At 61.4% G+C, this 25,698-nt stretch carries 22 protein-coding genes; 9 read left to right on the forward strand and 13 right to left on the reverse strand.

Features of this window, described 5'->3' with window-relative positions; genetic code table 11:
• Positions 1-97: 97 nt before the first annotated feature.
• The gene (locus ACGJAX_RS20770) at positions 98-3,196 is read right to left on the reverse strand and encodes a multidrug efflux RND transporter permease subunit (RefSeq protein ID WP_390955961.1); all 3,099 of its coding nucleotides are present in this window, start codon (positions 3,194-3,196) and stop codon (positions 98-100) included.
• Between the two features lie 15 nt (positions 3,197-3,211).
• Positions 3,212-4,369, reverse strand: coding sequence for an efflux RND transporter periplasmic adaptor subunit (locus ACGJAX_RS20775; protein ID WP_390955962.1), 1,158 nt, complete (start codon positions 4,367-4,369; stop codon positions 3,212-3,214).
• A 294-nt stretch (positions 4,370-4,663) separates the two neighbouring features.
• On the opposite strand from ACGJAX_RS20775, the gene ACGJAX_RS20780 reads away from it, so the two are divergent.
• Both ACGJAX_RS20780 and ACGJAX_RS20785 read left to right on the forward strand, forming a co-directional pair.
• Positions 4,664-5,365, forward strand: coding sequence for a response regulator transcription factor (locus ACGJAX_RS20780; RefSeq protein ID WP_090322183.1), 702 nt, complete (start codon positions 4,664-4,666; stop codon positions 5,363-5,365).
• A gap of 4 nt (positions 5,366-5,369) precedes the next feature.
• The gene (locus tag ACGJAX_RS20785) at positions 5,370-6,668 is read left to right on the forward strand and encodes an ATP-binding protein (RefSeq protein ID WP_090322180.1); all 1,299 of its coding nucleotides are present in this window, start codon (positions 5,370-5,372) and stop codon (positions 6,666-6,668) included.
• Between the two features lie 196 nt (positions 6,669-6,864).
• Here ACGJAX_RS20785 and ACGJAX_RS20790 read toward each other — a convergent pair whose 3' ends face one another.
• From ACGJAX_RS20790 to ACGJAX_RS20800, 3 genes are all read right to left on the reverse strand, one after another.
• Entirely contained in the window at positions 6,865-7,626 is a 762-nt protein-coding gene (locus tag ACGJAX_RS20790) for an anti-sigma factor family protein (RefSeq protein WP_390955963.1), read from the reverse strand.
• Positions 7,623-8,108 (reverse strand): sigma-70 family RNA polymerase sigma factor, encoded by a 486-nt coding sequence (locus ACGJAX_RS20795; RefSeq protein WP_390959943.1) that lies wholly within the window; start codon positions 8,106-8,108, stop codon positions 7,623-7,625. The genes ACGJAX_RS20790 and ACGJAX_RS20795 overlap by 4 nt, the downstream gene beginning before the upstream one ends.
• Before the next feature lie 66 nt (positions 8,109-8,174).
• Positions 8,175-8,708, reverse strand: coding sequence for a tetratricopeptide repeat protein (locus ACGJAX_RS20800; protein ID WP_390955964.1), 534 nt, complete (start codon positions 8,706-8,708; stop codon positions 8,175-8,177).
• Between the two features lie 268 nt (positions 8,709-8,976).
• Here ACGJAX_RS20800 and ACGJAX_RS20805 point away from each other — a divergent pair, with 268 nt between their 5' ends.
• On the forward strand, positions 8,977-9,789 hold the full coding sequence (locus ACGJAX_RS20805; RefSeq protein WP_090322173.1) for a crotonase/enoyl-CoA hydratase family protein: 813 nt from the start codon (positions 8,977-8,979) through the stop codon (positions 9,787-9,789).
• Between the two features lie 7 nt (positions 9,790-9,796).
• Positions 9,797-10,627 carry an NAD(+) diphosphatase gene (nudC, locus tag ACGJAX_RS20810; RefSeq protein ID WP_090322171.1) on the forward strand — a complete coding sequence of 277 codons (831 nt, stop codon included), beginning with the start codon at positions 9,797-9,799 and terminating at the stop codon, positions 10,625-10,627.
• On the opposite strand, the gene ACGJAX_RS20815 is transcribed toward nudC, so the two are convergent.
• Together ACGJAX_RS20815 and ACGJAX_RS20820 are read right to left on the reverse strand one after the other, a co-directional pair.
• Entirely contained in the window at positions 10,595-11,374 is a 780-nt protein-coding gene (locus tag ACGJAX_RS20815; protein WP_090322170.1) for a TSUP family transporter, read from the reverse strand. The genes nudC and ACGJAX_RS20815 overlap by 33 nt on opposite strands.
• A 325-nt stretch (positions 11,375-11,699) precedes the next feature.
• A complete protein-coding gene (locus tag ACGJAX_RS20820) occupies positions 11,700-12,941 on the reverse strand; it encodes an acyl-CoA dehydrogenase family protein (protein WP_390955965.1) in 1,242 nt (413 codons plus the stop codon).
• A 345-nt stretch (positions 12,942-13,286) separates the two neighbouring features.
• On the opposite strand from ACGJAX_RS20820, the gene sfnG reads away from it, so the two are divergent.
• Positions 13,287-14,381 carry a dimethylsulfone monooxygenase SfnG gene (sfnG, locus tag ACGJAX_RS20825; RefSeq protein WP_090322168.1) on the forward strand — a complete coding sequence of 365 codons (1,095 nt, stop codon included), beginning with the start codon at positions 13,287-13,289 and terminating at the stop codon, positions 14,379-14,381.
• Positions 14,382-14,495: 114 nt separating this feature from the next.
• Here the strand turns inward: sfnG and ACGJAX_RS20830 are convergent, their stop codons facing one another.
• Positions 14,496-14,972: a nuclear transport factor 2 family protein gene (locus ACGJAX_RS20830; protein ID WP_090322167.1), complete on the reverse strand. Its 477-nt coding sequence runs from the start codon at positions 14,970-14,972 to the stop codon at positions 14,496-14,498.
• 56 nt (positions 14,973-15,028) lie between these two features.
• On the reverse strand, positions 15,029-15,592 hold the full coding sequence (locus ACGJAX_RS20835; RefSeq protein WP_390955966.1) for a TetR family transcriptional regulator: 564 nt from the start codon (positions 15,590-15,592) through the stop codon (positions 15,029-15,031).
• 192 nt (positions 15,593-15,784) lie between these two features.
• Between ACGJAX_RS20835 and pssA the strand changes: the two genes are divergently transcribed.
• A complete protein-coding gene (gene pssA / locus ACGJAX_RS20840; RefSeq protein ID WP_247255687.1) occupies positions 15,785-17,128 on the forward strand; it encodes a CDP-diacylglycerol--serine O-phosphatidyltransferase in 1,344 nt (447 codons plus the stop codon).
• A 141-nt stretch (positions 17,129-17,269) separates the two neighbouring features.
• Here pssA and efeO (ACGJAX_RS20845) read toward each other — a convergent pair whose 3' ends face one another.
• The 4 genes from efeO (ACGJAX_RS20845) to efeU all read right to left on the reverse strand — a co-directional run bounded on the left by efeO (ACGJAX_RS20845) (position 17,270) and on the right by efeU (position 21,761).
• Positions 17,270-18,094: an iron uptake system protein EfeO gene (efeO, locus tag ACGJAX_RS20845; RefSeq protein ID WP_390955967.1), complete on the reverse strand. Its 825-nt coding sequence runs from the start codon at positions 18,092-18,094 to the stop codon at positions 17,270-17,272.
• A gap of 23 nt (positions 18,095-18,117) precedes the next feature.
• The gene (efeB, locus tag ACGJAX_RS20850) at positions 18,118-19,416 is read right to left on the reverse strand and encodes an iron uptake transporter deferrochelatase/peroxidase subunit (RefSeq protein WP_390955968.1); all 1,299 of its coding nucleotides are present in this window, start codon (positions 19,414-19,416) and stop codon (positions 18,118-18,120) included.
• 18 nt (positions 19,417-19,434) lie between these two features.
• The gene (efeO, locus tag ACGJAX_RS20855; protein ID WP_390955969.1) at positions 19,435-20,634 is read right to left on the reverse strand and encodes an iron uptake system protein EfeO; all 1,200 of its coding nucleotides are present in this window, start codon (positions 20,632-20,634) and stop codon (positions 19,435-19,437) included.
• A gap of 269 nt (positions 20,635-20,903) precedes the next feature.
• On the reverse strand, positions 20,904-21,761 hold the full coding sequence (efeU, locus tag ACGJAX_RS20860; RefSeq protein ID WP_390955970.1) for an iron uptake transporter permease EfeU: 858 nt from the start codon (positions 21,759-21,761) through the stop codon (positions 20,904-20,906).
• A gap of 297 nt (positions 21,762-22,058) precedes the next feature.
• Between efeU and ACGJAX_RS20865 the strand changes: the two genes are divergently transcribed.
• From ACGJAX_RS20865 to ACGJAX_RS20875, 3 genes are all read left to right on the forward strand, one after another.
• Positions 22,059-23,075: an AraC family transcriptional regulator ligand-binding domain-containing protein gene (locus ACGJAX_RS20865; RefSeq protein ID WP_390959945.1), complete on the forward strand. Its 1,017-nt coding sequence runs from the start codon at positions 22,059-22,061 to the stop codon at positions 23,073-23,075.
• 169 nt (positions 23,076-23,244) lie between these two features.
• Positions 23,245-24,909, forward strand: a complete 1,665-nt coding sequence (locus ACGJAX_RS20870; RefSeq protein ID WP_247255682.1) for an AMP-binding protein — start codon at positions 23,245-23,247, stop codon at positions 24,907-24,909.
• Between the two features lie 16 nt (positions 24,910-24,925).
• Positions 24,926-25,687 carry an SDR family NAD(P)-dependent oxidoreductase gene (locus tag ACGJAX_RS20875; RefSeq protein ID WP_390955971.1) on the forward strand — a complete coding sequence of 254 codons (762 nt, stop codon included), beginning with the start codon at positions 24,926-24,928 and terminating at the stop codon, positions 25,685-25,687.
• Positions 25,688-25,698: the final 11 nt, after the last annotated feature.

The raw sequence follows: 25,698 nt of genomic DNA on the forward strand, positions 1-25,698 counted from the left end.
ACACCTTAGCCCAGGGCGGTCGGTTGTGACCACAATCCTCACACCATGAAGCCCTTGTGGGACCGAGCAGGCTCCCACAAGTCATCGGTGGTATTGATCAGATGTTTTTGTGGCGTTTACGCACCAGCTTCATCACCACCACAAAAAACACCGGCACGAACACCACCGCCAGGGTCGCGGTGATCATTCCGCCAATCACCCCGGTGCCGATGGCTTGCTGGCTTGCCGAGCTTGCGCCGGTGGCAATCGCCAATGGCACTACGCCAAGGATGAACGCCAACGAAGTCATGACAATCGGCCGCAACCGCAGGCGCGCGGCCTGCAACGTGGCATCGATCAGGTCATGGCCTTCGTCATACAGGCTCTTGGCGAATTCGATGATCAGGATCGCGTTCTTCGCCGACAGACCGATGATGGTGATCAGCCCGACCTTGAAGAACACATCGTTGGGCATGCCGCGCAAGGTCACCGCCAGTACCGCGCCGAGCACGCCCAATGGCACCACCAGTAGCACCGAGGTCGGGATCGACCAACTCTCGTACAACGCCGCCAGGCACAGGAAAACGATCAGCAGCGACAAGCCGAGCAGGATAGGTGCCTGGCTGCCGGACAAGCGTTCCTGCAAAGACAAACCGGTCCATTCCTGGCCCAATCCCGCCGGGCCCAACGCGACCAGTCGCTCGATCTCCGCCATGGCTTCGCCCGTGCTGTGACCGGGTTTCGGTTCGCCGGAAATGGCGATCGCCGGGTAACCGTTGTAACGGGTCAATTGCGCCGGGCCCTGGGTCCATCTGGCCTGGACGAACGCCGACAGTGGCACCATGTCGCCCGCGTTGTTGCGCACGTGAATCTTCAGCACATCCTCGACCTGACTGCGTTGATCGCCTTCGGCCTGCACCACCACCCGCTGCATCCGCCCCTGATTGGGGAAGTCGTTGATGTAGGTCGAGCCAACGGCGGTGGACAGCACGCCACCAATGTCGGCAAAGGACACCCCCAGCGCATTCGCCTGTTTGCGGTCGACGATCAGTTGCACTTGTGGCGCTTCGGCCAGGGCGCTTTCGCGCACGTTCATCAGGATCGGGCTTTTCTCGGCGGCGGCCAGCAACTCGGTGCGGGCGCGCATCAGCGTGGCGTGACCGAGGCCACCGCGATCCTGCAGGCGGAACTCGAAACCGCTGGAGGTGCCGAGGCCGTCGACCGGTGGCGGCAGCACCGCAAAGGCCATGGCGTCCTTGATCTGGCTGAGGGCGATGTTGGCGCGGTCGGCAATCGACCCCGCCGAGTCGTCGCTGCCTCGCTGCGACCAGTCCGTGAGCGTGGAGAACGCCAGCGCAGCATTCTGTCCACTGCCGGAAAAGCTGAAACCGAGAATCACCACACTGTCACCGATACCGGGTTCGCCGGCATTGTGCGCCTCGATCAGCTCAGCCACTTGCACCGTACGATTCTTGGTCGCGCCCGGAGGTAATTGAATGTCGGTGATGGTATAGCCCTGGTCTTCCACCGGCAAAAACGAGGAGGGCAGGCGCACAAAGCACAGAGCCAAACCCACCAGCAGCACACCGTAGATCAACAGATAGCGGCCGGTACGCTTGAGTGCATAGGCGACCCAACCCTGATAACACTCGGTGAGTCGTTCGAAACGGCGGTTGAACCAGCCGAAGAATCCACCTTTCTCGTGATGCTCGTCCTTGGCAATTGGCTGCAACAGCGTCGCGCACAGTGCCGGGGTCAAGGTCAGGGCAAGGAACGCCGAGAACAGGATCGAGGTCGCCATCGACAGCGAGAACTGCCGGTAAATCACCCCGACCGAGCCCTGCATGAACGCCATCGGAATGAACACCGCCACCAGCACCAGGGTGATGCCGATGATCGCGCCGGTGATCTGCTTCATCGCCTTGCGTGTAGCTTCCTTGGGCGACAGGCCTTCAGTGGCCATGATTCGCTCGACGTTCTCCACCACTACAATCGCGTCGTCCACCAGAATGCCGATGGCCAGCACCATGCCAAACATGGTCAGTACGTTGATCGAGAAACCCAGCGCGAGCATGGTCGCAAAGGTGCCCATCAGCGCCACCGGCACCACCAGGGTCGGGATCAGCGTGTAGCGGATGTTCTGCAGGAACAGAAACATCACCGCGAACACCAGCAGCATTGCTTCGCCTAGGGTGTAGACCACTTTGGTGATTGAGACTTTCACAAACGGCGACGTGTCGTACGGGATCTTGTATTGCACCCCGGCCGGGAAGTAGCGCGACAGCTCATCCATCTTCGCCCGCACCCGCGTCGCGGTGCTCAGGGCGTTGGCGCCGGGCGACAGTTGCACGCCGACGGCGGTCGAGGGCTTGCCGTTAAGGCGCGTGGAAAACTGATAGTCCTGGCTGCCGATCTCGACCCTGGCGACATCGCCGATGCGCACGGTGGAGCCATCGGGGTTGGCCTTGAGCACCACGTCGGCGAATTCCTCCGGCGTCGACAGCTGGCCCTTGACCAGGATGGTCGCGGTGATTTCCTGGGTGGTGCGGCTCGGCAAGTCGCCGATGCTGCCCGCCGAGACCTGGGCGTTTTGCGCCACGATGGCGGCATTGACATCGGCGGGCGTCAGGTTGAAACCGAGCAATTTCTGCGGGTCGATCCAGATGCGCATCGCCCGTTCGGCGCCGTACAGCTGTGCCTTGCCGACGCCGTCCAGACGCTTGATCTCGTTCATCACGTTGCGCGCCAGGTAATCGCTGAGCGCCACATCGTCGAGCTTGCCGTCGCTGGAGGTCAGGGTGATCAACAGCAGGAACCCGGCGGAGACTTTCTCGACCTGCAAGCCTTGCTGGGTCACCGCTTGCGGCAGGCGCGATTCCACCACCTTCAAGCGGTTCTGCACATCGACCTGGGCCATTTCCGGATCGGTGCCGGGCTGGAAGGTCGCCTTGATCGTGGCACTGCCCAGACTGCTTTGAGATTCGAAATACAGCAGGTGATCGGCGCCATTGAGTTCTTCCTCGATCAGGCTGACCACGCTCTCGTCCACGGTCTGCGCCGAGGCGCCGGGGTACAGGGCATAGATTTCGATCTGCGGCGGCGCGACGTCGGGGTACTGCGCCACCGGCAACTGCGGTATGGCCAGGGCACCGGCCAGCAGGATGAACAACGCCACCACCCAGGCAAACACCGGGCGGTCGATAAAGAACTGCGGCATAAACAAGCGTCCTGCTTACTGGTCAGAAACCTGGGCGAGTGGAAGAGGGGAGTCGTCGATCTGCACTTTTTCACCGGGTCGGGCGTGTTGAAGGCCTTCGACGACAATGCGGTCGCCGGGCTTGAGACCACCGGTGACGACCCAGCGATCGTTTTGCGCCGGGCCCAGTTCAACCGGTTGCTGGCCGACCCGCTGCTGGTCATCGAGCAGCAGCACCTGCGCCACCCCGGCGCTGTCACGCTGGATGGCCCGTTGCGGCACGCTGATGCCTTGCTGATTGACCGCCTGCTCCAGGCGCACGCGCACGAAACTGCCCGGCAGCAGGTCGAGGTCCGGATTCGGGAATTCGCTGCGCAGGATGATCTGCCCGGTGCCTGGATCGACCGTGATGTCGGTGAACAGCAGCTTGCCCGGCAACGGGTACAGGCTGCCGTCGTCCTGGATCAGCGTGGCCCTGGCCTGTCCTTGACCGACTGCTTTCAACTGACCGGAGCGGAACGCCCGGCGCAGGTCGTTGAGTTCGCGGGTCGACTGGGTGAGGTCGGCGTGGATCGGGTTCAGTTGCTGTATCAGCGCCAGCGGCGTGGTTTCGTTCTGCCCCACCAGCGCGCCTTCGGTCACCAGGGCGCGACCGATGCGCCCGGAGATCGGTGCGGTAACGGTGGCGTACCCCAGGTTGAGCGTTGCCCGGTCCACCGCGGCCTTGTTGGCGGCGACGTCGGCCGCCGTTTGTCGCACGGCAGCGCGCGCGTTGTCGTAGTCCTGGCCGCTGATGGCCTTGTCGTTGATCAACTGGGCGTAGCGCTGCGCTTGCAGTCTGGCTTGGTACGCATTGGCCTCGGCCTTGCGCAATGCCGCTTCGGCGCTTTCCAGGTCGGCCTTGAACGGGGCCGGGTCGATGCGAAACAGCACATCGCCTTTCTTCACGTCGCTGCCTTCGCGGAAGGTGCGCTGCAACACCACGCCGGCCACGCGGGCCCGCACTTCAGCGATGCGTGGCGCCACGATCCGTCCGCTCAGTTCACTGCTGATCGACAGCGGTCGGGCTTCGATGGTTTCGATGCGAACGGTGGCCAACGGTGCCTGTTCTTCGGCGTTGGAGGACTTGTCGCAGGCGCTCAGCGTCAACGCCAGCGCTACAAGACTGAGCCTGGCAAGCGGATTTTTAGACATGAATGACCCCAATAATGACCCCAGCATCCTACTGGGCGCCGGCGAGGGTAGCGGTGAAGCTTTGTAGGCGCTGTGTGAAATTGTGTAAGGGTTTTACTCAGGTGTGCGTGTGGGCGTATATCCTGCAGGCCTTGATTTCATTTGCGCTTGGTCGACTGCTATCGCGAGCAGGCTCGCTCCCACAGTGGTTCGGTGGTGTTCACAGAACTTGTGCCCACTTGAGGTCTCTTGTGGGAGCGAGCCTGCTCGCGATAGCGGTCTATCAGGCGCCACAGCACTTTCTGGAACACCCCCATGCCCAACATCCTCCTGGTCGAAGACGACACCGCACTCGCCGAGCTGATTGCCAGCTACCTGGAACGCAATGGCTACTCCGTCAGCGTGATCAGCCGTGGTGATCATGTGCGCGAGCGGGCGCGGCTCAACCCGCCGGACCTGGTGATCCTCGACCTGATGCTGCCGGGGCTGGACGGCCTGCAAGTGTGTCGCCTGTTGCGCGCCGATTCGGCGAGCTTGCCGATCCTGATGCTCACCGCCCGCGACGACAGCCACGATCAGGTGCTGGGCCTGGAAATGGGTGCTGACGATTACGTCACCAAACCTTGCGAACCGCGCGTATTGCTGGCCCGGGTCCGCACCTTGCTGCGACGCAGCAGCCTCAGTGAACCGCAGACCGCCAACGACCGCATCCTCATGGGCAACCTGTGCATCGACCTGTCCGAACGGACCGTGACCTGGCGCGGACACTTGGTCGAACTGTCCAGCGGTGAATACAACCTGCTCGTGGTGCTGGCCCGGCATGCCGGCGAAGTGCTGAGCCGCGACCAGATTCTGCAACGCCTGCGCGGCATCGAGTTCAACGGCACCGACCGTTCGGTGGACGTGGCGATCTCCAAGCTGCGACGCAAGTTCGACGATCACGCCGGCGAAGCACGCAAGATCAAGACCGTGTGGGGCAAGGGCTACCTCTTCAGCCGTTCCGAGTGGGAATGCTGAGCCGATGTTCAGAATCCTCTTTCGCCTGTACCTGGTGACCATCGTCTCGTTCAGCGCCGCCATTTACCTGGTGCCGGACCTGGTGATCAAGGTCTTCCACGAGCGTTTTGTCACCTACAACCTCGATTATTCCCGAGGGCTGCAAACCCTCATGGTCAAGCAGTTCAAGGCGGTTCCGGTCGAGCAGTGGCCAGCCCTGGCGGCCGAAATGGACGAGGATTTCCGGCCGCTGCACATTGTGCTCAGCAGTAATGACGACGCCAGTTTTTCCGTTGATGAACAACAACGTTTGCAACGCGGTGAAAACGTGGTGCGCATCGGCGACTGGGGTTGGCGCACCCTGGCGGTGGCGCCGCTGAATGAGCGCACCGTGGTGCAAATGGTCGTACCGCCGGACCCGCTGGACGTCAACCTGCTGTACTGGAGCATCAACGTGCTGATCGGCGCGACCATGCTCGCGTGCCTGTTACTGTGGCTGCGTCCGCACTGGCGTGATCTGGAACGGCTCAAACGTGCCGCTGAACGTTTCGGCAAGGGCCACTTGAGCGAGCGCACGCAGATTGCCCCCAGTTCCAACATCGGCAGCCTGGCGAACGTCTTCGACACCATGGCCGGCGATATCGAAAACCTGCTGAATCAGCAGCGTGATTTGCTCAACGCGGTGTCTCATGAACTGCGCACGCCGTTGACGCGCCTGGACTTCGGCCTGGCCCTGGCCCTGTCCGACGACTTGCCGGCCACCAGCCGCGAGCGCCTGCAAGGGCTGGTCGACCACATCCGTGAACTCGATGAATTGGTGCTAGAACTGCTGTCCTACAGCCGCCTGCAGATCCCGGCGCGGGTGCCGGAGCAGATCGAAGTGTCGCTGGACGAATTCATCGACAGCATTCTGGGCAGTGTGGATGAAGAACAATCACCGGAGATTGTCATCGACGTGCTGCTCCATGGTCAGCTCGAACGCTTCAGCCTGGACCCGCGCCTGACCGCTCGCGCCCTGCAGAACCTGCTGCGCAACGCCATGCGTTACTGCGAAAAGCGCATTCAGATTGGCGTGCAGGTGTGCCCCAAAGGTTGCGAAATCTGGGTGGACGATGACGGCATCGGCATTCCGGATGATCAGCGTGAGCGGATTTTCGAGCCGTTCTATCGGCTGGATCGAAGTCGTGATCGGGCCACGGGCGGGTTTGGCCTGGGGCTGGCGATCAGTCGTCGTGCACTGGAGGCGCAGGGCGGTACATTGACCGTCGAAGCATCGCCGCTGGGTGGAGCGCGATTCCGGTTGTGGTTGCCGACGCCGGCCTGACACTGCATACCTGGCAAACGATCTGAAGGCCGCCGCCCTGTGGTGAGCGAGTTGGTTCCGGGCGGCGATCCGACGTTGGGGCGCGAAGCGGCCCCGGGCATTCTTTCAGATAGACCGCGTAAGCAGGATTTACGACGGCTGCGCCGCCGAGCGGGAGCAAGCTCCCTCGCCACAGAGATTCGTGCATAGCGGAAGATCAGGCGCTGAATCGACTGCGCAGCGTCGTGGCCATCGCCTCCAGTTCTGTCGGCGGGTTATGCCCGATCAGCATCCAGGCGTGGTGCATGTCCGACCAATAGACAATGTTCATGCCGTGCCGACGCTCCCGGGCGACATGTCGGCTGCCGCTGCTGGAAAGGGTGATGCACAGCGCCAGGGGGCCATGGACCGGGTCGAGGTAAGTGATCTGGGCGATCGGCACGTCATCGTATTCAAGAATTTGTGCACGCTTGAATTCGACCCGGGGCAAACTCAACTGCGCGGGTGCGAGTTTCAGGCTCAGATGCTCGTCGAGCGTCTGCAACTGCGCACGCTGAGTGGTTTCATCGCTGGGCAGGTGCTCCAGAGTCTGCGGTACGTAGAGCGCCATATAGTCAGCCACCAGCCCGCGCCAGTTGCTGGTTTGCTGACTTTCCTGCCAGCCCAGGAACAGCCGGTCCGCCAGCACGCCACCGGCCACCAGCCCGGCGGCTGCCGCCAGGAACCAGCGACGGCTCAGCGGTGGGCGTGCCGGTGAGGGCAGGGTGTCGAGCATGGCTTGCAGGCGATCCACGGGGGCCTGTCGACTCAGTTGACTGAACGCATCCTTGAACGGCAGGCTGCTGCGATCCAGCCATTGCAGGCGCAGGCCGATCATCGGGTCTTCGGCAATGGCCGCGTCGATGCGTGCCCGCTGTTCGGTATCGAGCTGGTCATCCAGATAGGCCACCAGTTGCTCATCCGAGAGTTTCGCGTTCATCGACGTTCTCCGCTGGAAGGGTTCGGCACCGATTGCAATGGCGGGTACTCGGCCAGTTTTACCCGCGCCGCGGCGAGGCGACTCATGACGGTGCCAATCGGTACTTGCAGGACCTCGGCGACTTCGCGATAGGACAAGCCCTCGACATACGCCAGAAATACCGTTTCCCGTTGGGCCTCGGGCAGCGCATCGACACGGCGAATGACCTGCGACGCCAGTACATGGGTCTGCGCCACGTGCTCGCCGTCAAACGACAAGGCATTGTCGGTATCGACTGTCCCCTGTCCCTGACGAACCCGCCGCGCGCGCACTTCGTTGATCCAGATCGAATGCAGGATGCTCATCAGCCAGCGGTCCATCCGTGTCCCCGGTTCATATTGCCCGGCCCGTTCCAGTGCGCGCACGCAAGTGGCTTGCACCAGGTCTTCGGCGACATGCCTTTGTCGGGACAACAGCAGGCCGTAGCGCCATAAACGCGCCAGGTGCTGGCTCAGTTCTGCCCGTATTGCCTGATCGCTGGCGATGGCGACCTCCGTCCGTTCGGGGTGTCAGGTTTTCGATGAGTCGTTGATGGCTTCTGCCAGGTCCTGGTATTCCTCGCAGGAGGTGTTGCCGCAAATCGATTTGATCCGCTGCAACTGTTCCTGGGCCAGGTCCAGGCTGCCTTTGACCACGTAGGCTTCGCCGAGGTATTCGCGGACCTTCGCGTACTGCGGGTCGAGTTTGACCGATTGCAGGTAGTAACCGATGCCTTCGTCGGTGCGCCCCAGTTTACGCGTGGCGTAGCCGCGATAGTTTAACGCCTTGGCGGTGTTGGGGTCTTGGAGCGTATCCAGCAGCGCCAGGGCTTCTTCGTAACGACCGTCCTTGGCCAATTGATAAGCGTAATCGGTACGGTCGGCGTCAGAAACCGCTTTACTGGTTTGCAGGACGCATTTTTGCGTTTTTTTATCCAGGACCTGGCCTCGAGGGCATTCGGGCTTGGCGGGGGCGTTGTCATCGCCGTGGGCCAGCGCCAGGGAACTGGCGAGCACGGTGGTAATCAACAACGGAACGGTGAAAACTGAAAAACGGCTATTCATGGACAATGCTCCACAGGGATCAGGGCCGGGACATCGAGCAAGCCGAAAACCTCGACATGTTCTGCAGGTACCCGTCTGGAGGTAAACACTGCAGCGTGAACAATTATTCATTCCGTTGTGGAGTTCTTGGCAAGGAAAGCACAAATCGAGGAGGGGCATGCTTGATCGCCGAGAAGTCCCGCTTTTGGCCGAACCGCTGCCTTACTGCCTGCCGCCGTGCCTTGTTATAGTTCGGGCCTCATTTTTTGCCCGCTAAAGGATCACTGGCATGTCCCAATACACAGCATTCAACGTCGAACTGGTCGATAAAATCGCCCATGTGCAGATCAATCGCCCGGAAAAGATCAATTCGATGAATGCTGCGTTCTGGAGCGAGATCGTCGAGATCTTCCAATGGATCGACGACACCGACGAAGTGCGGGTGGTGGTTCTCAGTGGCGCCGGCAAGCATTTTTCCTCTGGCATCGACCTGATGATGCTGGCCGCCGTGGCCAATGAAATGGGCAAGGATGTCGGGCGCAACGCGCGCCTGCTGCGACGCAAGATTCTCAATCTGCAAGCGTCGTTCAATGCCGTCGACAACTGCCGCAAACCGGTACTGGCCGCCATCCACGGCTACTGCCTGGGCGGTGCCATCGATCTGATCGCCGCTTGCGACATGCGTTACGCCGCCGAAGATGCCCAGTTCTCGATCAAGGAAATCGACATCGGCATGGCTGCCGACGTCGGCACGCTGCAACGCTTGCCGCGGATCATCGGTGACGGCATGCTGCGCGAACTGGCTTACACTGGTCGCACCTTTGGTGCCGAAGAGGCGCGGGGCATGGGCCTGGTCAATCGCGTTTACAGCGACAGCGCCAGCCTGCTTGATGGCGTCATGGGCATTGCCCGCGAGATCGCCAGCAAGTCGCCGATTGCCGTCACGGGTACCAAGGAGATGATCAGCTACATGCGCGATCATCGCATCGATGATGGCCTGGAATACGTCGCCACCTGGAACGCCGCCATGTTGCAATCCACCGACTTGCGCGTGGCCATGGCCGCCCATATGAGCAAACAGAAACCCGAATTTCTGGATTGATTGAAAAATGACTTCACGCTGGACCACTGCAGTACTGGACACCGATCAACCCGGCGGCTGGGCCGTGGCGCGTAGCCCCGAAGGCTTTTTGTTCGATGACAATGGCGCGCTGTTCCCCCGTGAATGGCTCAAGCGCCAGGACCTGGCGATTCTTGCCGAGCATGGCATTGGTCATCTCGATGGCGAGCCGGTGTATCTGCTGGAGTTGCGCAGTCACAGCGAAGTCCCGGGCTGTCAGTGGAAAGGCTTGCGGGCGTTCATGCTCGAAGGCGATCACACGATTTACAAGGTGCTCGCGTACGCCGCGCAGATCGGCACCTGGGCCCGTGAGCATCGCTTTTGCGGTAATTGCGGGCAAGCCATGAGCCAGGTGCCGCGCGAGCGGGCGATGTATTGCCAGCCATGCGATCTGCGCAGCTATCCACGGATTTCGCCAAGCATGATCGTGCTGGTGACCCGTGGCGACGAAATCCTCCTGGCGCGTTCGCCACGGTTTGTCAGCGGGGTCTACAGCACGCTGGCAGGCTTCGCCGAGCCGGGTGAGTCAGCCGAGGATTGCCTGATTCGCGAGGTTCGCGAAGAGGTGCGGATCGAGGTCAAGAACATTCAGTACATGGGCAGCCAGTGCTGGCCGTTCCCGCACTCGATGATGCTCGGTTTCCATGCCGAATACGCCGGTGGCGAGATCGTCTGTCAGGAAGACGAGATCGAAGACGCCCAGTGGTTCAACGTGCACGAGCTGCCGCCGTTGCCGGCGTCACGCTCGATTGCCCGTTATCTGATCGACGTCTATGTGGCGCGGCGCTTAGGCCATGCTGAACCAGTGTTGCCAGGCTAGCCGCACGGTCAGGCCCAGCACCACGGTGATGAACACCGGACGAATGAACTTCGCGCCGCCGCTGATGGCGGTGCGAGCGCCGAAGAAGGCGCCGACCATCAATGACGAGCCCATGCTCAAGCCGATCACCCAGTCCACCTGACCGGAAAAAATGAAAATCGACAGCGCCGCCGCGTTGCTGACGAAGTTCATGCTGCGTGCCACGCCGCTGGCCTTCACCAGGTCGATGGGGTAGAGCAGCAGGCTGCTGACGGTCCAGAACGCGCCGGTACCCGGACCGGCGACGCCATCATAGAAGCCGAGGCTGAAGCCTTGGGTCGATTGCCAGGTTTTCTTGATCGGTGCGTCGCTGTCCAGCGGCGCTTTCGGCGTTCCGCCAAACAACAGATAGACACCGCAGGCAAAGACGATCACTGGCAGCATCTTGTTCAGCCACTCCGCCGGCAAGTAGTGGGCGACCACGGCACCACTCAGCGCGCCGACCAGGGTGCCGACGATGGCGTGAGTCCACTGCCTGGGATGGAACAGCTTGCGGCGGTAGAAGGTGAAACTGGCGGTGGCCGAACCGAAGGTCGAGCTGAGCTTGTTGGTACCGAGGACCAGGTGCGGGGGCAGGCCGGCAGTGAGCAAGGCCGGGGTGGTCAGCAAACCGCCACCGCCGGCAATGGCGTCGATGAATCCGGCTACAAAGGCAACAAGGGCCAGAATGGCCAGGGTGGTGAGATCAACACTGAGTTCGAAAGGCATGGAATCGGCTTATTCGGCGGTGGCAGCAAAGGGCTGCGCAGAAGGGCGGTTATCTTACCTAGATCCTGATTCTGCGGCGACTGGTCTGGCCTCTCATCTGGCGCTGGCTTGCCAGCAAAGGCGGCTTGATAACCGACCAGTCACCTGCAGATGCCCCCCATCTCCTGTGTGCGAGCCGGCTCGCGATGGTCGTCAATGATGACGTGGGTTGTCTGAATGAACGCGTCGTCCGGGCGTTTTTCGCGAGCAGGCTCGCTCCTGCGGGTTCAGCGCCAATCCATGTGGGAGCCAGCCAATCTCCCGCAGCCGGCCCTTGCGAAACACATCAGGCCTTTGGGGCCGGCCCATTGCCGATCTGCCACACAAACGGTGGCTCGGTTCCGTTTATCGACCAATCCCCGACAATCCGCGCCTTGTAGATCACCGGGTTATGCGACGAAACGGTCCGCGCATTGCGCCAATGCCGATCCAGCGATTTGCCCCGGCGAATATCCGAAGCCCCCAGCGCGTTGAAGAGTTCGGTGGTCGCTCGTTGAATCAACTCCGTGACCACCACTTGCGCCTTCGCCGACTCGATCTCTGCCGCCACGTTGGCCGCTCGCTCCCGGGCCGGATCGCCAGCGAAACGCGCGACGTAGGCCTGCTGCGCCGGTTGTGCGGCTTTCAATGCGCTGGCCTCGGCGGCATATACCCACGCGGCAATGTTGCCGACCACTTGCTGGACCTGTGGGTCTTCGCTGACGCGCTGTGCGTTGCCATGGCTGTAGATGCGCTGGCGTTCGCGCACATGACGGGAGACATCGCGCAATGCCGCACGGCCAATACCCGCCAGTGTCGCTAACAATACGAGTTGATAAAACGCCGTCTGGTATTTGAAGCGGGTCGCGAAGTCAATGACGTTCCCGGCGTCCACTTCGGCATCGACAAAGCGCGACGTACCGCTGCCGGTGGTGCGTTGGCCGAAGCCGTCCCAATCGTCGCTTTGCTCGATACCCGGCTGGCGTGTGCGCACGGCGGCGATCACATCGCCACCGGTGTCGCTGCGTTGGGCATAGACGTCGATCCAGTCGGAAAACAGACTGCCGGTGCTGTAGAACTTCTCGCCATTCAGTCGCCATTGATCGCCATGGGGCGTGACCTTGGTGACAACATCGCCCATCGCCACCGTGCCGATTTCTGTCCAGGCGCAACCGACGATGTCCCCCTCGACGAAGCGTTTGAACCAGACGTCCCGCGCCGGGCTGGATGGGGCGTTGAGGCGATCCTCGACAAAGGCAAAGTGGCCGCGCAATGCCTGGGGAAGGTTCGAGTCGGCTTCGGCCAGTTCGATCAGCAGCTCGAACAGCTGCGGAACCGAGGCGCCACCGCCGCCGTATTCAATCGGCACCCGCACCGCACCAAAGCCGGCTTCCTTGAGCCATTGAATCGGCTCATGGGGTAACGTACGCGACTGTTCGCGTTCGAGGGCGCCGTCGGCAATGCGCTGGAAAATCGGCCGATAGGTCGCCGCGAGGGCTTCATAGTCGGTGCCGGTGGACAGTGGGTTGATTACCTGGTGTTCGGTCATGGAGTGGCTCCTTGGCTGGCAGAAAAAACATTGCGTCTGCCAAGGGGGATTGCAGGGTCCATGCCGGACCTGTTCGGTGCGGATTTACTGGACTTCATTGGGGGCGCGGCAGTTTCAACTGTTGTCGGGCCAACAGTGCATCAGCAAATTGTCCGGGGACGGCGGCTTTTGTGGCAAGGGAGCTTGCTCCCGCTTGAGTGCGTAGCGCTCACCAAAATTTGGGGCCGCTGCGCAGCCCAGCGGGACCAAGCTCCCTCGCCACCGTTTCCGAGCGCTCCAGATTCAGGGCTGGCACACTTGCTGCTCATGCCCCAGGACATTCCCTAATGTCCCGAGGACACGCCAATGAGTCAGCAAGCCGTCAAATTTGCCTACTGGGTGCCGAACGTCAGCGGTGGGCTGGTGGTCAGCAAGATCGAACAACGTACCCACTGGGGCATCGACTACAACCGCAAGCTGGCACAGCTGGCCGAGGAGGCAGGGTTCGAATATGCCCTGACGCAGATCCGTTTCACCGCCGGTTACGGTGCCGAGTATCAGCATGAATCAGTGGCCTTCAGCCATGCACTGCTGGCGGCAACGACCAGACTCAAAGTCATCGCCGCGATCCTGCCAGGCCCCTGGCAACCGGCGCTGGCGGCCAAGCAACTGGCAACCATTGATCAGCTCACCAACGGCCGGGTGGCGGTCAATATCGTCAGCGGCTGGTTCAAGGGCGAGTTCCAGGCCATCGGCGAACACTGGCTGGAACACGATGAGCGCTATCGCCGCTCCGAAGAATTCATTCGCTCACTCAAAGGCATCTGGACCCAGGACAACTTCACCTTTCGCGGCGACTTCTATCGCTTCGACAACTACAGCCTCAAACCCAAACCCCAGGGCCGCCCGGAAATCTTCCAGGGTGGCAGTTCCCGTGCGGCGCGGGACATGGCCGCGCGGGTGTCGGACTGGTATTTCACCAACGGCAACACCCCCGAAGGCATCAAGGCCCAGGTCGATGACATTCGCGCCAAGGCGGCCGCGAACAATCATTCAGTCAAGATCGGTGTGAACGCATTCGTGATCGCCCGGGACACCGAAGAGGAGGCGCGGGCAGTGCTGGCACAGATCATCGATCAGGCCGATCCCGAAGCGGTGACCGCCTTCGGTGACGCGGCGAAGCAGGCGGGGCGGGCATCGCCGGAAGGCGAGGGCAACTGGGCAAAATCGACGTTCGAGGACCTGGTGCAATACAACGATGGCTTCAAGACCAATCTGATCGGCACGCCACGACAGATCGCCGAGCGGATTGTGGCGCTTAAAGCAGTGGGCGTGGATCTGGTATTGGCGGGGTTCCTGCACTTTCAGGAAGAAGTGGAGTATTTCGGCCAGCGGGTATTGCCGTTGGTGCGGGAGCTTGAGGCTGAAGCCCTGTCCCGGCAGACCGCAGCGGTCGCCTGAACACCAAAACCTCCTGTAAGAGCCGGCTTGCCGGCGAAAGCAACCTGACAGATAACAGATTGGTCGACTGTCAGGACGCCATCGCTGGCAAGCCAGCTTCAACAAGGGACGCGTTTACAAACCGAGGTCGGACAAGCCCGGATGATCATCCGGGCGGCGGCCCAGCGGCCAGCGGAACTTGCGCTCGCTTTCCTTGATCGGCATGTCGTTGATGCAGGCGAAGCGCCGGGCCATCAGGCCGTGTTCGTTGAACTCCCAGTTTTCGTTGCCGTAGGAGCGGAACCAGTTACCCGAATCGTCGTGCCATTCATAGGCATAACGCACGGCGATGCGGTTGTCGGTGAAGGCCCAGAGTTCCTTGATCAGGCGATAGTCCAGTTCCTTGGCCCATTTACGGGTCAGGAAGGCTTTGGCCTCTTCGCGGTTGTGGGCGAACTCAGCGCGGTTTCGCCATTGGGTGTCCAGGGTGTAGGCCAGCGACACACGCTCCGGATCGCGGGAGTTCCAGCCGTCTTCGGCCAGGCGGACTTTTTCGATGGCGGATTCACGGGTAAAGGGCGGCAATGGCGGGCGAACTTCGGCATTAGACATTTCATGTCTCCGTATTAAATTAAAGTTCAACAAAGTTGTCGGTCTTGATCAAGCAGTTACAGGTCCAATAACTTTCGCGCCATGCATTGCGCATTATCGGCGGCACTGTAGTCACCCATGACAAGTGCGACGGTAATGGCCCCGTCAATCAGGATCAGCAGTTGCTTGGCCAGCGTCTGCGGATCTTCGGCGCCATGTTCGGTACACAGCTCGCACACGTAGTCGAGCAGCTTTTGTTTATGGTCTTTGGCGACCAGGCGAACCGGGTCTTGCGGATCACCGGTCTCACCGCTGGTATTGATGAACGCGCAACCGCGAAAGCCTTCGGAACAGAACCAGGACTTGAGCACGGTAAACAGATTGAGCAACCGGTCCGCCGGGGTTTCGGCCTGGTCGACCGCGCTCCTGTACCAGTGCATCCAGCGTTGATCCCGGCGTTGCAGGGCCGCGACGGTGAGCTCCTCCTTGTTGGCGAAGTAACGGTAGACGCTCTTTCTGGAGACACCGGCGGTTTTCACCAGAAGATCTATGCCCGTGGCGGCGATGCCACTTTTGTAGATCAGCTTTTCGGTGACATCCAGAATGATGTCGCGTGTGTCGTTGCTAGTATTTTCGTTCATGGCGCTTAAAGTAGAACGATCGTTCTCCTTGGTCAAATGTTATTTTTCCGTTCACCAAGCGCCCTTCGCTGCGATGCGGCGACCTGTAGGGGCTGGCTTGCCTGCGAAGGGCTATTACAGACAGTAACAAGACCCAGACCCATCCATGGTGTAAGCTCTCCACCTCTTTGGATTCGACCCTCTGCGAGCCCTATGCCGTCGCTTTTCAAACGCTCCCTGCTGCCCAAACTGCGCAGTTTTCCGCTGACCGCCGATGCCGTCACCTTCCTCTCTGGCGCTGCCGAGTTCCGTCGCTGCCTGCTGGAAAAAATCGCCAGTGCCACTCGGCGCATTTACATCGTTGCGCTGTACCTGCAACAGGATGAGGCCGGTCAGGAAGTTCTCGATGCTTTGCACGCCGCCAAACTGGCGCGTCCGGAGCTGGACGTGGTGGTGGTCGTCGACTGGCTGCGCGCCCAGCGCGGCCTGATCGGCGCCGGCAAGCAGCCGGGCAACTCGGCCTGGTATCAGGAAATGACCCGCACCCACGCCAGTGAAGTGCCGGTGTATGGCGTGCCGGTGCAGACCCGCGAACTGTTCGGCGTCCTGCATCTGAAGGGTTTCGTGATCGATGACTGTGTGATCTACAGCGGCGCGAGCCTGAATAACGTCTACCTGCACAAGTTCGACAAGTACCGCTACGACCGTTATCACCTGCTGCAGAACCCTCAGCTTGCCGATTCGATGCAGCATCTGGTGCAGCATGGTCTGGTGGCTTCCAAGGCCGTGCATCGCCTGGATCTGCCAAACCTGCCGACCACCCGCAGCCTGCGCAGCGACATCGGTGACCTGCGCAGCCGACTCAAGCACGCGGCGTACGACACCACCCAGGGCACCACGGACAGGACCGGGTTGTCGGTCAGCCCGTTGCTTGGCGTTGGCAAGAACAACCCGCTGAACCGGGTGATTTGTGAACTGATCGCCAGCACCCAGCAACAACTGACGATCTGCACGCCGTATTTCAACCTGCCCTTGGCGGTGATTCGGGAAATCAACCGGGCGTTGGCGCGGGGCGTGAAGATCGACATCGTGGTCGGCGACAAGACTGCCAACGACTTCTACATCCCGCCGAGCGAGCCGTTCAAGGTGATTTCAGCGCTGCCGTACCTCTATGAAATCAGCCTGCGCCGGTTCGCCAAGCGCCACCAGCGCAACATCGACAGTGGTCAGTTGAACCTGCACCTGTGGCTGGACGGCGATAACACCTATCACCTCAAGGGCATGTGGATCGATCAGCGCTACACCTTGCTGACCGGCAACAACCTCAACCCCCGGGCGTTTCGTCTCGATCTGGAAAATGCCTTGCTGATCGATGATCCGAAGGGCGAGCTACAGGTACCGCGACGCACGGAACTGGCACAGATTTTCCAGCATACCCGGCGTATCGAGCGCTTCCAGGACCTGCAAACCTTGCCGGATTACCCGTCGGGAGTGGCGAAGTTTCTCAAGCGGGTGAGTCGTGTGCGTATTGAGCGGTTGTTGTACCGCATCCTGTAAAAGCTATAGCGCGGCGGCTGACGCCATCGCGGGCAAGCCCGCTCCCACAGGGTTGAATGTCGATCACGCAAGTGTGGTTCGACTCAAAAACCTGTGGGAGCTGGCTTGCCAGCGATGAGGCCCTTCCAGTCGCCACTCCATTCAGTTAAGCCCCAGTTTCCCGCGCAACGTCGACAAATCCTCAGCCAGGGTATTCACCGGGCCGACCAGCGCCTTGCGGTCGCCGTCCTTCACTTTGTCGTAGGTCTCGAAGCCGCCGTCTGCGGTTTTGTACTTGGCCAGAACCCGGTTCACCGTGGCGAAGTTCTTGTCGACTTTGGCGATGAATGCCGCGTCCTGTTTTTCGATTTGCGGGCGGAACAGGTCGACGATTTTTTTCGCGCCGTCGATGTTGCCCTGGAAGTCATAAAGGTCGGTATGGCTGTAGCGATCTTCTTCGCCGGAGATCTTGGTGGCGGCCACTTCTTCAAGCAGCGCAGCGGCACCGCCAACGACTTTTTCCGGCGGGAACGTCAGGCCGGCGGCGCGGGTTTGCAGGTCCTTGACGTCTTTGTTCAGGCCGTCGGCCAGTTCGCCCAGGCCCTGGGTGCTGTTTTGCGCAAACAGCGCGTATTCGATGCGGTGGAAGCCGGTGAAGTCTTCTGCTTCCACGCCTTTCTCATGGTCATTGACGCGCGAATCGATGGACGCGTCGAGATCACTGAACAGCTCGGCAATCGGCTCGATGGATTCGTAGTAAACACGGGTCGGCGCGTAGAGTTTTTTCGCGGTGGCCAGGTCGCCTTTTTTCACGGCGTCGGTGAATTGCCGGGTGTGGCTGGCCAGTTCATCCAGTTGCTCGGTGACGTAGATCTTGTAGTCGGAAATCGGCTGAACCAGCTCCAGCGGCGCCGTTGCCGCGAAAGCCGCAAGCGGGGTGGTGAGCAAGCCGAGGGTCAGCAGTAATGCGAGTGGCGACTGTTTCATGGGACGGTTCCGTGTTGGGTGGGTTACGCGTTTGTTGTGGGTTGTGTGGCGTCGAGCAGTGAGCGACCGATGAAATCCTTATCGCCGGTGACGCCGGGCAAGGTGAAGAAATAGCCGCCACCGACCGGTTTCAGGTATTCCTCCAGTGGCTCGTCGTTGAGTCGGTTTTGCACGGTGATAAAGCCTTTCTCCAGATCGGCCTGATAGCAGATGAACAGCAAGCCCATGTCCAGTTGGCCGTTCTTGTTCACGCCGTTGGAGTAGTTGAACGGACGGCGCAGGATCAGGTTGGCCTGGGTCGCGGCGGTGCGCGGGTTGGCCAGGCGGATATGCGCGTCGAGTCTGGTCAACTTGCCGTGCGGGTCCTGGCTGTAGTCCGGCACCTGGGATTCATGGGTGCCGCCCATGGGCGCGCCGGTGCTTTTGACCCGACCGAGGATGCTTTCCTGTTCCTGCAGCGGTGTGCGGTCCCAACGCTCGACGAAGTTGCGGATGATCCGCACCGCCTGATAGCTGCCATTCGCCGCCCAGGCCGGTTCGTCGCTGCCGGGCTGAACCCAGACGACGCTGTCCATGGTTTGTGCATTGTTGGAGTCGGGGTTGGCCGAGCCGTCGCGAAAGCCCAGGAAGTTGCGCGCGCTTTGCGCTGGCACACCCGGTTTTGCCGGGGCCTGGGGCGGCACGCTGCCTTCCTGCTTCCAGCGCACCAGGAGCAGGTTCGGGAGATTTTTCACGATGTCGCGCAAGGCGTGGATGTTGGTGTCGGTGGTGTTGGAGCAGAACTGCAGGCTCAGGTCGCCGTGGCAGCAATCGGCCTCCAGCGCGTCATTGGGAAAGCCGACCATGCGAGTCAGGCGCTTGGGCCTGGCATTGACCAGACCGAAGCGCTCATCGAACAACGAGGCACCAACCGACACCGTGATGGTCAGGTTGTCCGGGGTCACGATCGGGCCGAGAATGCCCGAATCCACCGGTGGCAACTTCGGATCGACCTGGGTGACCGGGCCGCCTTTCATCAAAAACGCGATGCGATCGTTGAGGGTGCGAAACAGTCGCTCCAGGTCTTGGCGGTCGCTGGCCAGTACATCAAAGGACACCAACATGCCGGACGCCGGGCGCGGGGTGACGATGCCCGTCTGGTGCTTGCCGTGGAATGCGTGGCGGTCTTGCGTGCGGTCGCTGCTCGGCGCTTCAGTGACCTGCGCGGGACTGGCGGCCATGGCCGGGCAGCTCAGCGCGGAGCCGGCCAGGGCGACACCGGCTGCGCCCATGCCCATCAATACCCGGCGCCGCTGGAGGTTGAGTTGTTCCGAATCGTTCATTGATAAGTCGTCTTCTGCTTAGAGGCCGGAAAGGCCAAGGGCGGGGTCGATTCCATCGAGTGCAACGGCCAGTGCCTTGGCCTTGTCGGCGAGCTGCTGGCGTTGCTCGCTGTCAACACGGTCGTAGCTGGCGTAGTCGTCCTTGACCTTCAAACCGTTGAGTTCGGTGTCGAACGCGCCGAGCGCACTGTCGATCTGTGGCAGCAGGTCGGCGGGGGATTTGGCCAGCAACGGACGCAGCAGTTCGACGACCTTGTGCGCGGCGTCGAGATTGGCGGCGAAGCCATTCAGATCGGTGTGGCTGTAACGTTCTTCTTCACCACTGCGGGCGCGCAGGTCGGCGATGCCGTTGAGATTGCGCACGACCAGGCTCACCAATTGCTCCGGTGGCAGGGACTGGGCCAGCAGTTGTTGTTTTAGGGTGGTCACGTCCGCCAACAGGCGCTGGGCGACGGGTGCCAGGCCGTCGAGGTTGCGTTGCTGGAACAGCGCGTACTCGATGCGATGGAAACCGACGAACCCGGGGTCTTGCTCGCGTTGTTCGAAGTAGTCGGCACGGGCGTTGATCCCATTGTCCAGCTCGGCCAGGCGCTGGGCTGCAGGGGCCAGGCGTTGATAAGCGGCGCGGGCCGGTACGTACAAGGTTTGGGCGTGGCTGAGATCGCCGGCGGCGATCGCTTGCTCAAGGGCGGTGACGGCTTTGATCAGCGCCGAGCCCTGGCTGCTCAGGTACACGCGGAACTCCGACAACGGCCCGACGAACGCCACCATTGACGGCCTGGCCTTGGCCGCCGCTTCCGAAGCCGCCGTCGGCGTGACATGCAAGGTGCCGCGCGGATTGCTCAGCAGACCGCAGGTGATGGCGTAGTCGCCGGCCAACAGGTTGGCGTTGATCACCTGGCTCAGGCCGGGCGCGATGTTCTCTCGCTCTTCGACTACCAGCACGCCATCGAGGATTTCCCATTCGACGGCGCGATCGGATTGATTGACGATACGGAAGCTGGCATGGCCGGCCGGAACCGTCAGGGCATTGGGCTCGCAGCTGTGCGGATGAATGGTCACCCGCACTTCGTCATGGTTGGCCTGGCGCTTGTCAGCGGCCATTTTCGCGGCGTAATAGAACAGGCCGCCGGCGGCGATCATCACGATCACCGAACCGGCCACCGCCCAGCGCAAGGCGCGGGGCGGGGAAGCCTGGGGTGGGGCTGGATTTGGCATGGTTGCCCTTACTGGCTGGAAATGGAGGAGGACTGTCTGGCCGGTTATTCGAACGAATCCTGTGGGCGCTAGCTTGCTTGCGATGAATATGCAGGCGATGAGTTTTTCCAGGCAGCCTGCGTCATCGTTGACGTCCATCGCGAGCAGGCTCGCGCCTACAGGAAGGTGACAGCGTTCTACCGCCGCCATTTGAAACACCACCGTCCCTTGTAGGAGCGAGCCTGCTCGCGAAAAACCCGCGGGCGCCGCAGGGCAACCGGTTTAACGCGTTATCGTTCACGCCCCTCGCGAGCAGGCTCGCTCCTGCGGGAGTTTGCAATCGGCGCAGGGGTTGGCCTGAAGAACATCACCAATGCCACGATCAGATAAATCAGATAGGCACCCAGGGTGCTGGCGGTCGGGGCGTCCTGGTAACCGAACATGCCGGCCAGCACCGAACCCAGCGGACCGTCCACGGGCAGTGTGGTGCTGATGTCGAAGAGCACGGTTTGCAGGTGATTCCACACACCGGCCTCGTGCAGCGCCTGCACCGAGCTGGCGAGAATGCCGGCTGCCACCACGAGGATGAACAGGCCAGTCCAGCGGAAAAACGCGCCGAGGTTCAGACGCATGCTGCCGGTGTAGATCAGCCAACCCACGATAATCGCCAGGACCAGGCCAAGGAGGGCACCGATCGGGGCCGCCGGACCTTCGCTTTGCTGGAACACCGCGAGCAGGAAGAACACCGTTTCCAGGCCTTCGCGCGCCACGGCGAAAAACACCATGGCGATCAGGGCGGTGACCTGATGCCGGGAGCCGGTCAGTGCTTGATCAAGGGACGTGTGCAGCGAATGCTTGATGGAGCGCGCCACTTTGCGCATCCAGAACACCATGGAGCTGAGAATGCCGACCGCCACCAGGCCGACCACGCCTTCAAACAGTTCCTGCTGTTTTTGCGGAAACTCGGCGCTGGCCAGTTCCAGGCCTCCGCCTACCAGCAGGGCGAGGGCGGCGGCGAGGAACACGCCGATCCAGACGGCGGGCATCCACTGGCCTCGGCCCGTCTGTTTGAGGTAGCTGGCGATGATGCCAACGATCAACGCGGCTTCAACGCCTTCGCGCAGCATGATCAGAAAAGGAACGAGCATTCAGCACCGTGGGGCAATTAGATAAGGTGCGAATTTGTAACATAATGACACTCATTCGCATATGTTACTGATTGATATTTACCTGAACCTGAGCTGAACGACCCTGAAGATCACCCCCGTCCCCCTGTAGGAGCGAGCCTGCTCGCGATGGACGTCAGGGCTCCGCGTTCATCCAGGCAACCCACGTCATCGTTAACCTTCATCGCGAGCAGGCTCGCTCCTACAGGGGTCTGCGTTGGGTCGATGGCTGAGCTAATATGCGCACCACACCTACAAGAACAGGGTTTGCCTCGCTCCATGGCGGAAAAAGACTCCATCTCCATTCAACTGGTGCGAGAAGCGCTGTTGCAAAGTTGTGCCCCGGGCGTTGCCACCGAAGAGGTGTTGATCAAGGTCGGCATCGATCCGCTCCTGCTGCACAGCAGCGATGCACGGGTACCGGCCACCGCGTACGCCCGGCTGTGGCGTCTGTTGGCGCGGCGCGGCGATGATGAGTTTTTCGGCATGGACCCGCGCAAGCTCAAGTCCGGCAGCCTGGAGTTTCTTTGTCGTTGCGCCATGGTCCAGCCGAGTCTGGCGGCGGGCCTCACCAGTGGCTTGGGCTTCCTGTCACTGATGCTCGACCACCTGCCCGCGGAGTTGGTCCGCCAACAAAGCCTGGCGGAAATCGTGCTGCTGGAAGATGAACAGGAACCGCGCCGCGCGTTTACCTATTTCACCTACTGGATGATCGTGCATGGCGTGGCCTGCTGGCTGGCGGGGCGGCGGATTCCGATCCTGGCCATCGAGTTGCGCTGCTCGCAGCCGGACTTCTGCGACGACTACCAGGTGATGTTTTCCGAAAACCTGCGATTCGACCGCCCGCGCACGCGGATGATTTTCTCCGCTGATTGCCTGGATGCGCCGATCAAGCGCAGCGCCGAAGAACTCAAGCGTTTCCTGGCCCATGCGCCGGCAAACATTCTGGTCAAGTACCGCGATCCGCAGAGCCTGGCCAGCCGTATCAAACACGATCTGCGGCAACTGCCGGCCGAACGCTGGCCCGAAACCGAAGCCCTGGCGCAACGCCTGTGCATGTCGGCCTCGACCCTGCGCCGCCGGTTGGCCGAGGAAGGGCAAACCTATCAAGGGCTCAAGGACAGCGTGCGCAAGGAACTGGCAATCGTCTGGCTGGCGGAACCGGCCATCAGCTTCGCGGAAATCGCCACGCGCCTGGGGTTTGCCGACGCGAGTTCGTTCTACAAGGCGTTTCGCAAGTGGTCGGGGTCCAATCCGGGGCATTACCGCAGTTTGATTCTCAACGAAGCGTCCTGACTGATCCGGTTCTTTCGGTGCCCTGACGAGGCGCCACCTCCCGGATCTTGGCCAAACCAGTCACGCAACTTGATAACTTTGACCATTGCCCCTCCACCCGCGCAGAGCGAGTATTTCCCTGTTAGTTACGGTTCCCCCAACCTAATAAAAATACAGAGGGATTCTGGCAATGCGCGATTACTTGTCTGCTACATCACAGTTCAATTATCAGCACACCGTCGACGCCGCACTCGCTGGCGATCTGACTGCCCTCAACGCCTGCATCGAGTGCTGTGACCGGCATGCCTTGCCGGGTCGCATCGCGCTGTTCTGGGAAGGCCGCGATGGCACCAGCGCGACTTACACCTTCAGCGACTTGCAGGACAAGGCCGCGCGTTTCGCCAACTTCCTCCTGGCCCAGGGCGTGCAGAAGGGCGACAAGGTCGCCGGTCTGCTGCCACGTAACATCGAACTATTGATTACCGTGTTCGCCACCTGGCGTATTGGTGCGGTTTATCAGCCGCTGTTCACTGCCTTCGGCCCGAAAGCCATCGAGCATCGACTGGGCAGTTCCGGTGCCAAGGTCGTGGTCACCGACGCGGTCAACCGCTCGAAACTCGCTGAAGTCGCCGATTGCCCGACCATCGTCACCGTCAGCGGGCCCAAGGGGCAGGGCATCGTTCAGGGCGATTTCAGTTTCTGGGCCGAACTGGCCAACTTCTCCAATGCCTGCGAACCGGTACTGTTGACCGGCGAAGACCCGTTCCTGCTGATGTTCACCTCGGGCACCACTGGCCCGTCGAAAGCGCTGTCGGTGCCGCTCAAGGCCATTGTCGCGTTCCAGAGCTACACCCGTGACGCGGTGGATTTGCGTCCCGAAGACGCGTTCTGGAACGTTGCCGATCCGGGTTGGGCCTACGGCATCTACTTCGGTGTCACCGGCCCGATGTCGATGGGCCACCCGATCACCTTCTACGATGGCCCGTTCACCCTGGAAAGCACCTGCCGGGTGATCAACAAATACGGGATCACCAACCTCACCGGATCGCCGACGGCCTATCGCCTGCTGATTGCCGGTGGTGATGCGTTCGCCAAGTCGATCAAAGGCAAGCTGCGCATCGTCAGCAGCGCTGGCGAGCCGCTGAACCCGGAAGTGATCCGCTGGTTCGCCGACCACCTTGGCGTGGTCATTCATGACCACTATGGGCAGACCGAACTGGGCATGGTGTTGTGCAATCACCATGGCCTGGAGCATCCGATTCATATGGGCGCCGCTGGCTTCGCCTCGCCGGGGCATCGCATTGTGGTGCTGGACGAGCAGTACAAGGAGCTGGGCGTCGGCCAGCCAGGCATCCTGGCCATCGACCGCAGCCAATCGCCGATGTGCTGGTTCGCCGGTTACGAAGGCGCGCCGACCAAGGCGTTCGTCGGCGACTATTACTTGAGCGGCGACACCGTGGAGTGGAACCCGGATGGCAGCATCAGTTTCGTCGGTCGCAGTGACGATGTGATCACCACCTCCGGCTACCGTGTCGGGCCGTTCGACGTGGAAAGCGCGTTGATTGAACATCCGGCGGTGATCGAAGCGGCGGTCGTCGGCAAACCCGATCCGGAACGCACCGAACTGGTCAAGGCGTTCGTCGTGATCGGCGAGCAATACCGCGCCACGCCGGAACTGGCCGAAGAGCTGCGCCAGCATGTGCGCAAGCGTCTGGCCGCGCACTCGTACCCCCGTGAAATCGAATTTGTCAGCGAGTTGCCGAAAACCCCAAGCGGCAAATTGCAGCGCTTTATCTTGCGCAACCAGGAAATCGCAAAGGCTCAAGAGGCCGCCGCGAAGAACGTTTCAGCTTGAATCCAAGGAAACAATGATGCAGATCGAAAACAAGGTTTTTCTCGTCACCGGCGGTGCTTCCGGCCTGGGCGCGGCCACCGCTGAAATGCTGGTCGCCGCCGGCGCCAAGGTGATGCTGGTGGACATGAATGCCGAAGCCGTCGCGGCCCAAGCCCAGCGCCTTGGCGCGCACAGCGTGGTGGCGGACATCAGCAACGAAGCGGCGGCTGAGGCGGCGGTGCAGTCCACGGTCAAGGCTTTTGGCGGCCTCAATGGCCTGGTGAACTGCGCCGGCATCGTGCGTGGCGAGAAGATCCTCGGCAAAAACGGCCCGCATGCGCTGTCCAGCTTCAGTCAGGTAATCAACGTCAACCTGATCGGCAGCTTCAACATGCTGCGCCTGGCCTCGGCGGCGATCGCCGAAACCGACGCGGACGCCGATGGCGAGCGCGGCGTGATCATCAATACCGCATCCGCCGCGGCCTACGATGGTCAGATCGGCCAGGCGGCCTACGCCGCGTCCAAAGGCGCCATCGTCAGCCTGACCTTGCCCGCCGCCCGAGAACTGGCGCGTTTCGGCATCCGCGTGATGACCATTGCCCCGGGGATTTTCGAAACCCCGATGATGGCCGGCATGACCCCGGAAGTGCGCGATTCCCTGGCGGCCGGCGTGCCGTTCCCGCCGCGCCTGGGCAAACCGGCCGAGTACGCTGCGCTGGTCAGGCATATCATTGAAAACAGCATGCTCAATGGCGAGGTGATCCGTCTCGACGGTGCCTTGCGCATGGCCGCCAAATAAGGAGCAATTGT

This window comes from Pseudomonas moorei (assembly GCF_042846945.1).
Lineage (GTDB): Bacteria > Pseudomonadota > Gammaproteobacteria > Pseudomonadales > Pseudomonadaceae > Aquipseudomonas > Aquipseudomonas moorei.

Excerpts from the sequence above, each read along its gene's own strand:
- ACGJAX_RS20805 (WP_090322173.1), top strand. The coding sequence starts at position 8,977 with ATGTCCCAATACACAGCATTCAACGTCGAACTGGTCGATAAAATCGCC.
- ACGJAX_RS20780 (WP_090322183.1), top strand. The coding sequence starts at position 4,664 with ATGCCCAACATCCTCCTGGTCGAAGACGACACCGCACTCGCCGAGCTG.
- ACGJAX_RS20775 (WP_390955962.1), bottom strand. The coding sequence starts at position 4,369 with ATGTCTAAAAATCCGCTTGCCAGGCTCAGTCTTGTAGCGCTGGCGTTG.
- sfnG (WP_090322168.1), top strand. The coding sequence starts at position 13,287 with ATGAGTCAGCAAGCCGTCAAATTTGCCTACTGGGTGCCGAACGTCAGC.
- efeU (WP_390955970.1), bottom strand. The coding sequence starts at position 21,761 with ATGCTCGTTCCTTTTCTGATCATGCTGCGCGAAGGCGTTGAAGCCGCG.
- efeO (WP_390955969.1), bottom strand. The coding sequence starts at position 20,634 with ATGCCAAATCCAGCCCCACCCCAGGCTTCCCCGCCCCGCGCCTTGCGC.
- ACGJAX_RS20820 (WP_390955965.1), bottom strand. The coding sequence starts at position 12,941 with ATGACCGAACACCAGGTAATCAACCCACTGTCCACCGGCACCGACTAT.
- ACGJAX_RS20870 (WP_247255682.1), top strand. The coding sequence starts at position 23,245 with ATGCGCGATTACTTGTCTGCTACATCACAGTTCAATTATCAGCACACC.
- pssA (WP_247255687.1), top strand. The coding sequence starts at position 15,785 with ATGCCGTCGCTTTTCAAACGCTCCCTGCTGCCCAAACTGCGCAGTTTT.
- nudC (WP_090322171.1), top strand. The coding sequence starts at position 9,797 with ATGACTTCACGCTGGACCACTGCAGTACTGGACACCGATCAACCCGGC.
- ACGJAX_RS20835 (WP_390955966.1), bottom strand. The coding sequence starts at position 15,592 with ATGAACGAAAATACTAGCAACGACACACGCGACATCATTCTGGATGTC.
- ACGJAX_RS20790 (WP_390955963.1), bottom strand. The coding sequence starts at position 7,626 with ATGAACGCGAAACTCTCGGATGAGCAACTGGTGGCCTATCTGGATGAC.
- ACGJAX_RS20800 (WP_390955964.1), bottom strand. The coding sequence starts at position 8,708 with ATGAATAGCCGTTTTTCAGTTTTCACCGTTCCGTTGTTGATTACCACC.
- ACGJAX_RS20785 (WP_090322180.1), top strand. The coding sequence starts at position 5,370 with ATGTTCAGAATCCTCTTTCGCCTGTACCTGGTGACCATCGTCTCGTTC.
- efeB (WP_390955968.1), bottom strand. The coding sequence starts at position 19,416 with ATGAACGATTCGGAACAACTCAACCTCCAGCGGCGCCGGGTATTGATG.
- efeO (WP_390955967.1), bottom strand. The coding sequence starts at position 18,094 with ATGAAACAGTCGCCACTCGCATTACTGCTGACCCTCGGCTTGCTCACC.
- ACGJAX_RS20815 (WP_090322170.1), bottom strand. The coding sequence starts at position 11,374 with ATGCCTTTCGAACTCAGTGTTGATCTCACCACCCTGGCCATTCTGGCC.
- ACGJAX_RS20875 (WP_390955971.1), top strand. The coding sequence starts at position 24,926 with ATGCAGATCGAAAACAAGGTTTTTCTCGTCACCGGCGGTGCTTCCGGC.
- ACGJAX_RS20830 (WP_090322167.1), bottom strand. The coding sequence starts at position 14,972 with ATGTCTAATGCCGAAGTTCGCCCGCCATTGCCGCCCTTTACCCGTGAA.
- ACGJAX_RS20770 (WP_390955961.1), bottom strand. The coding sequence starts at position 3,196 with ATGCCGCAGTTCTTTATCGACCGCCCGGTGTTTGCCTGGGTGGTGGCG.
- ACGJAX_RS20865 (WP_390959945.1), top strand. The coding sequence starts at position 22,059 with ATGGCGGAAAAAGACTCCATCTCCATTCAACTGGTGCGAGAAGCGCTG.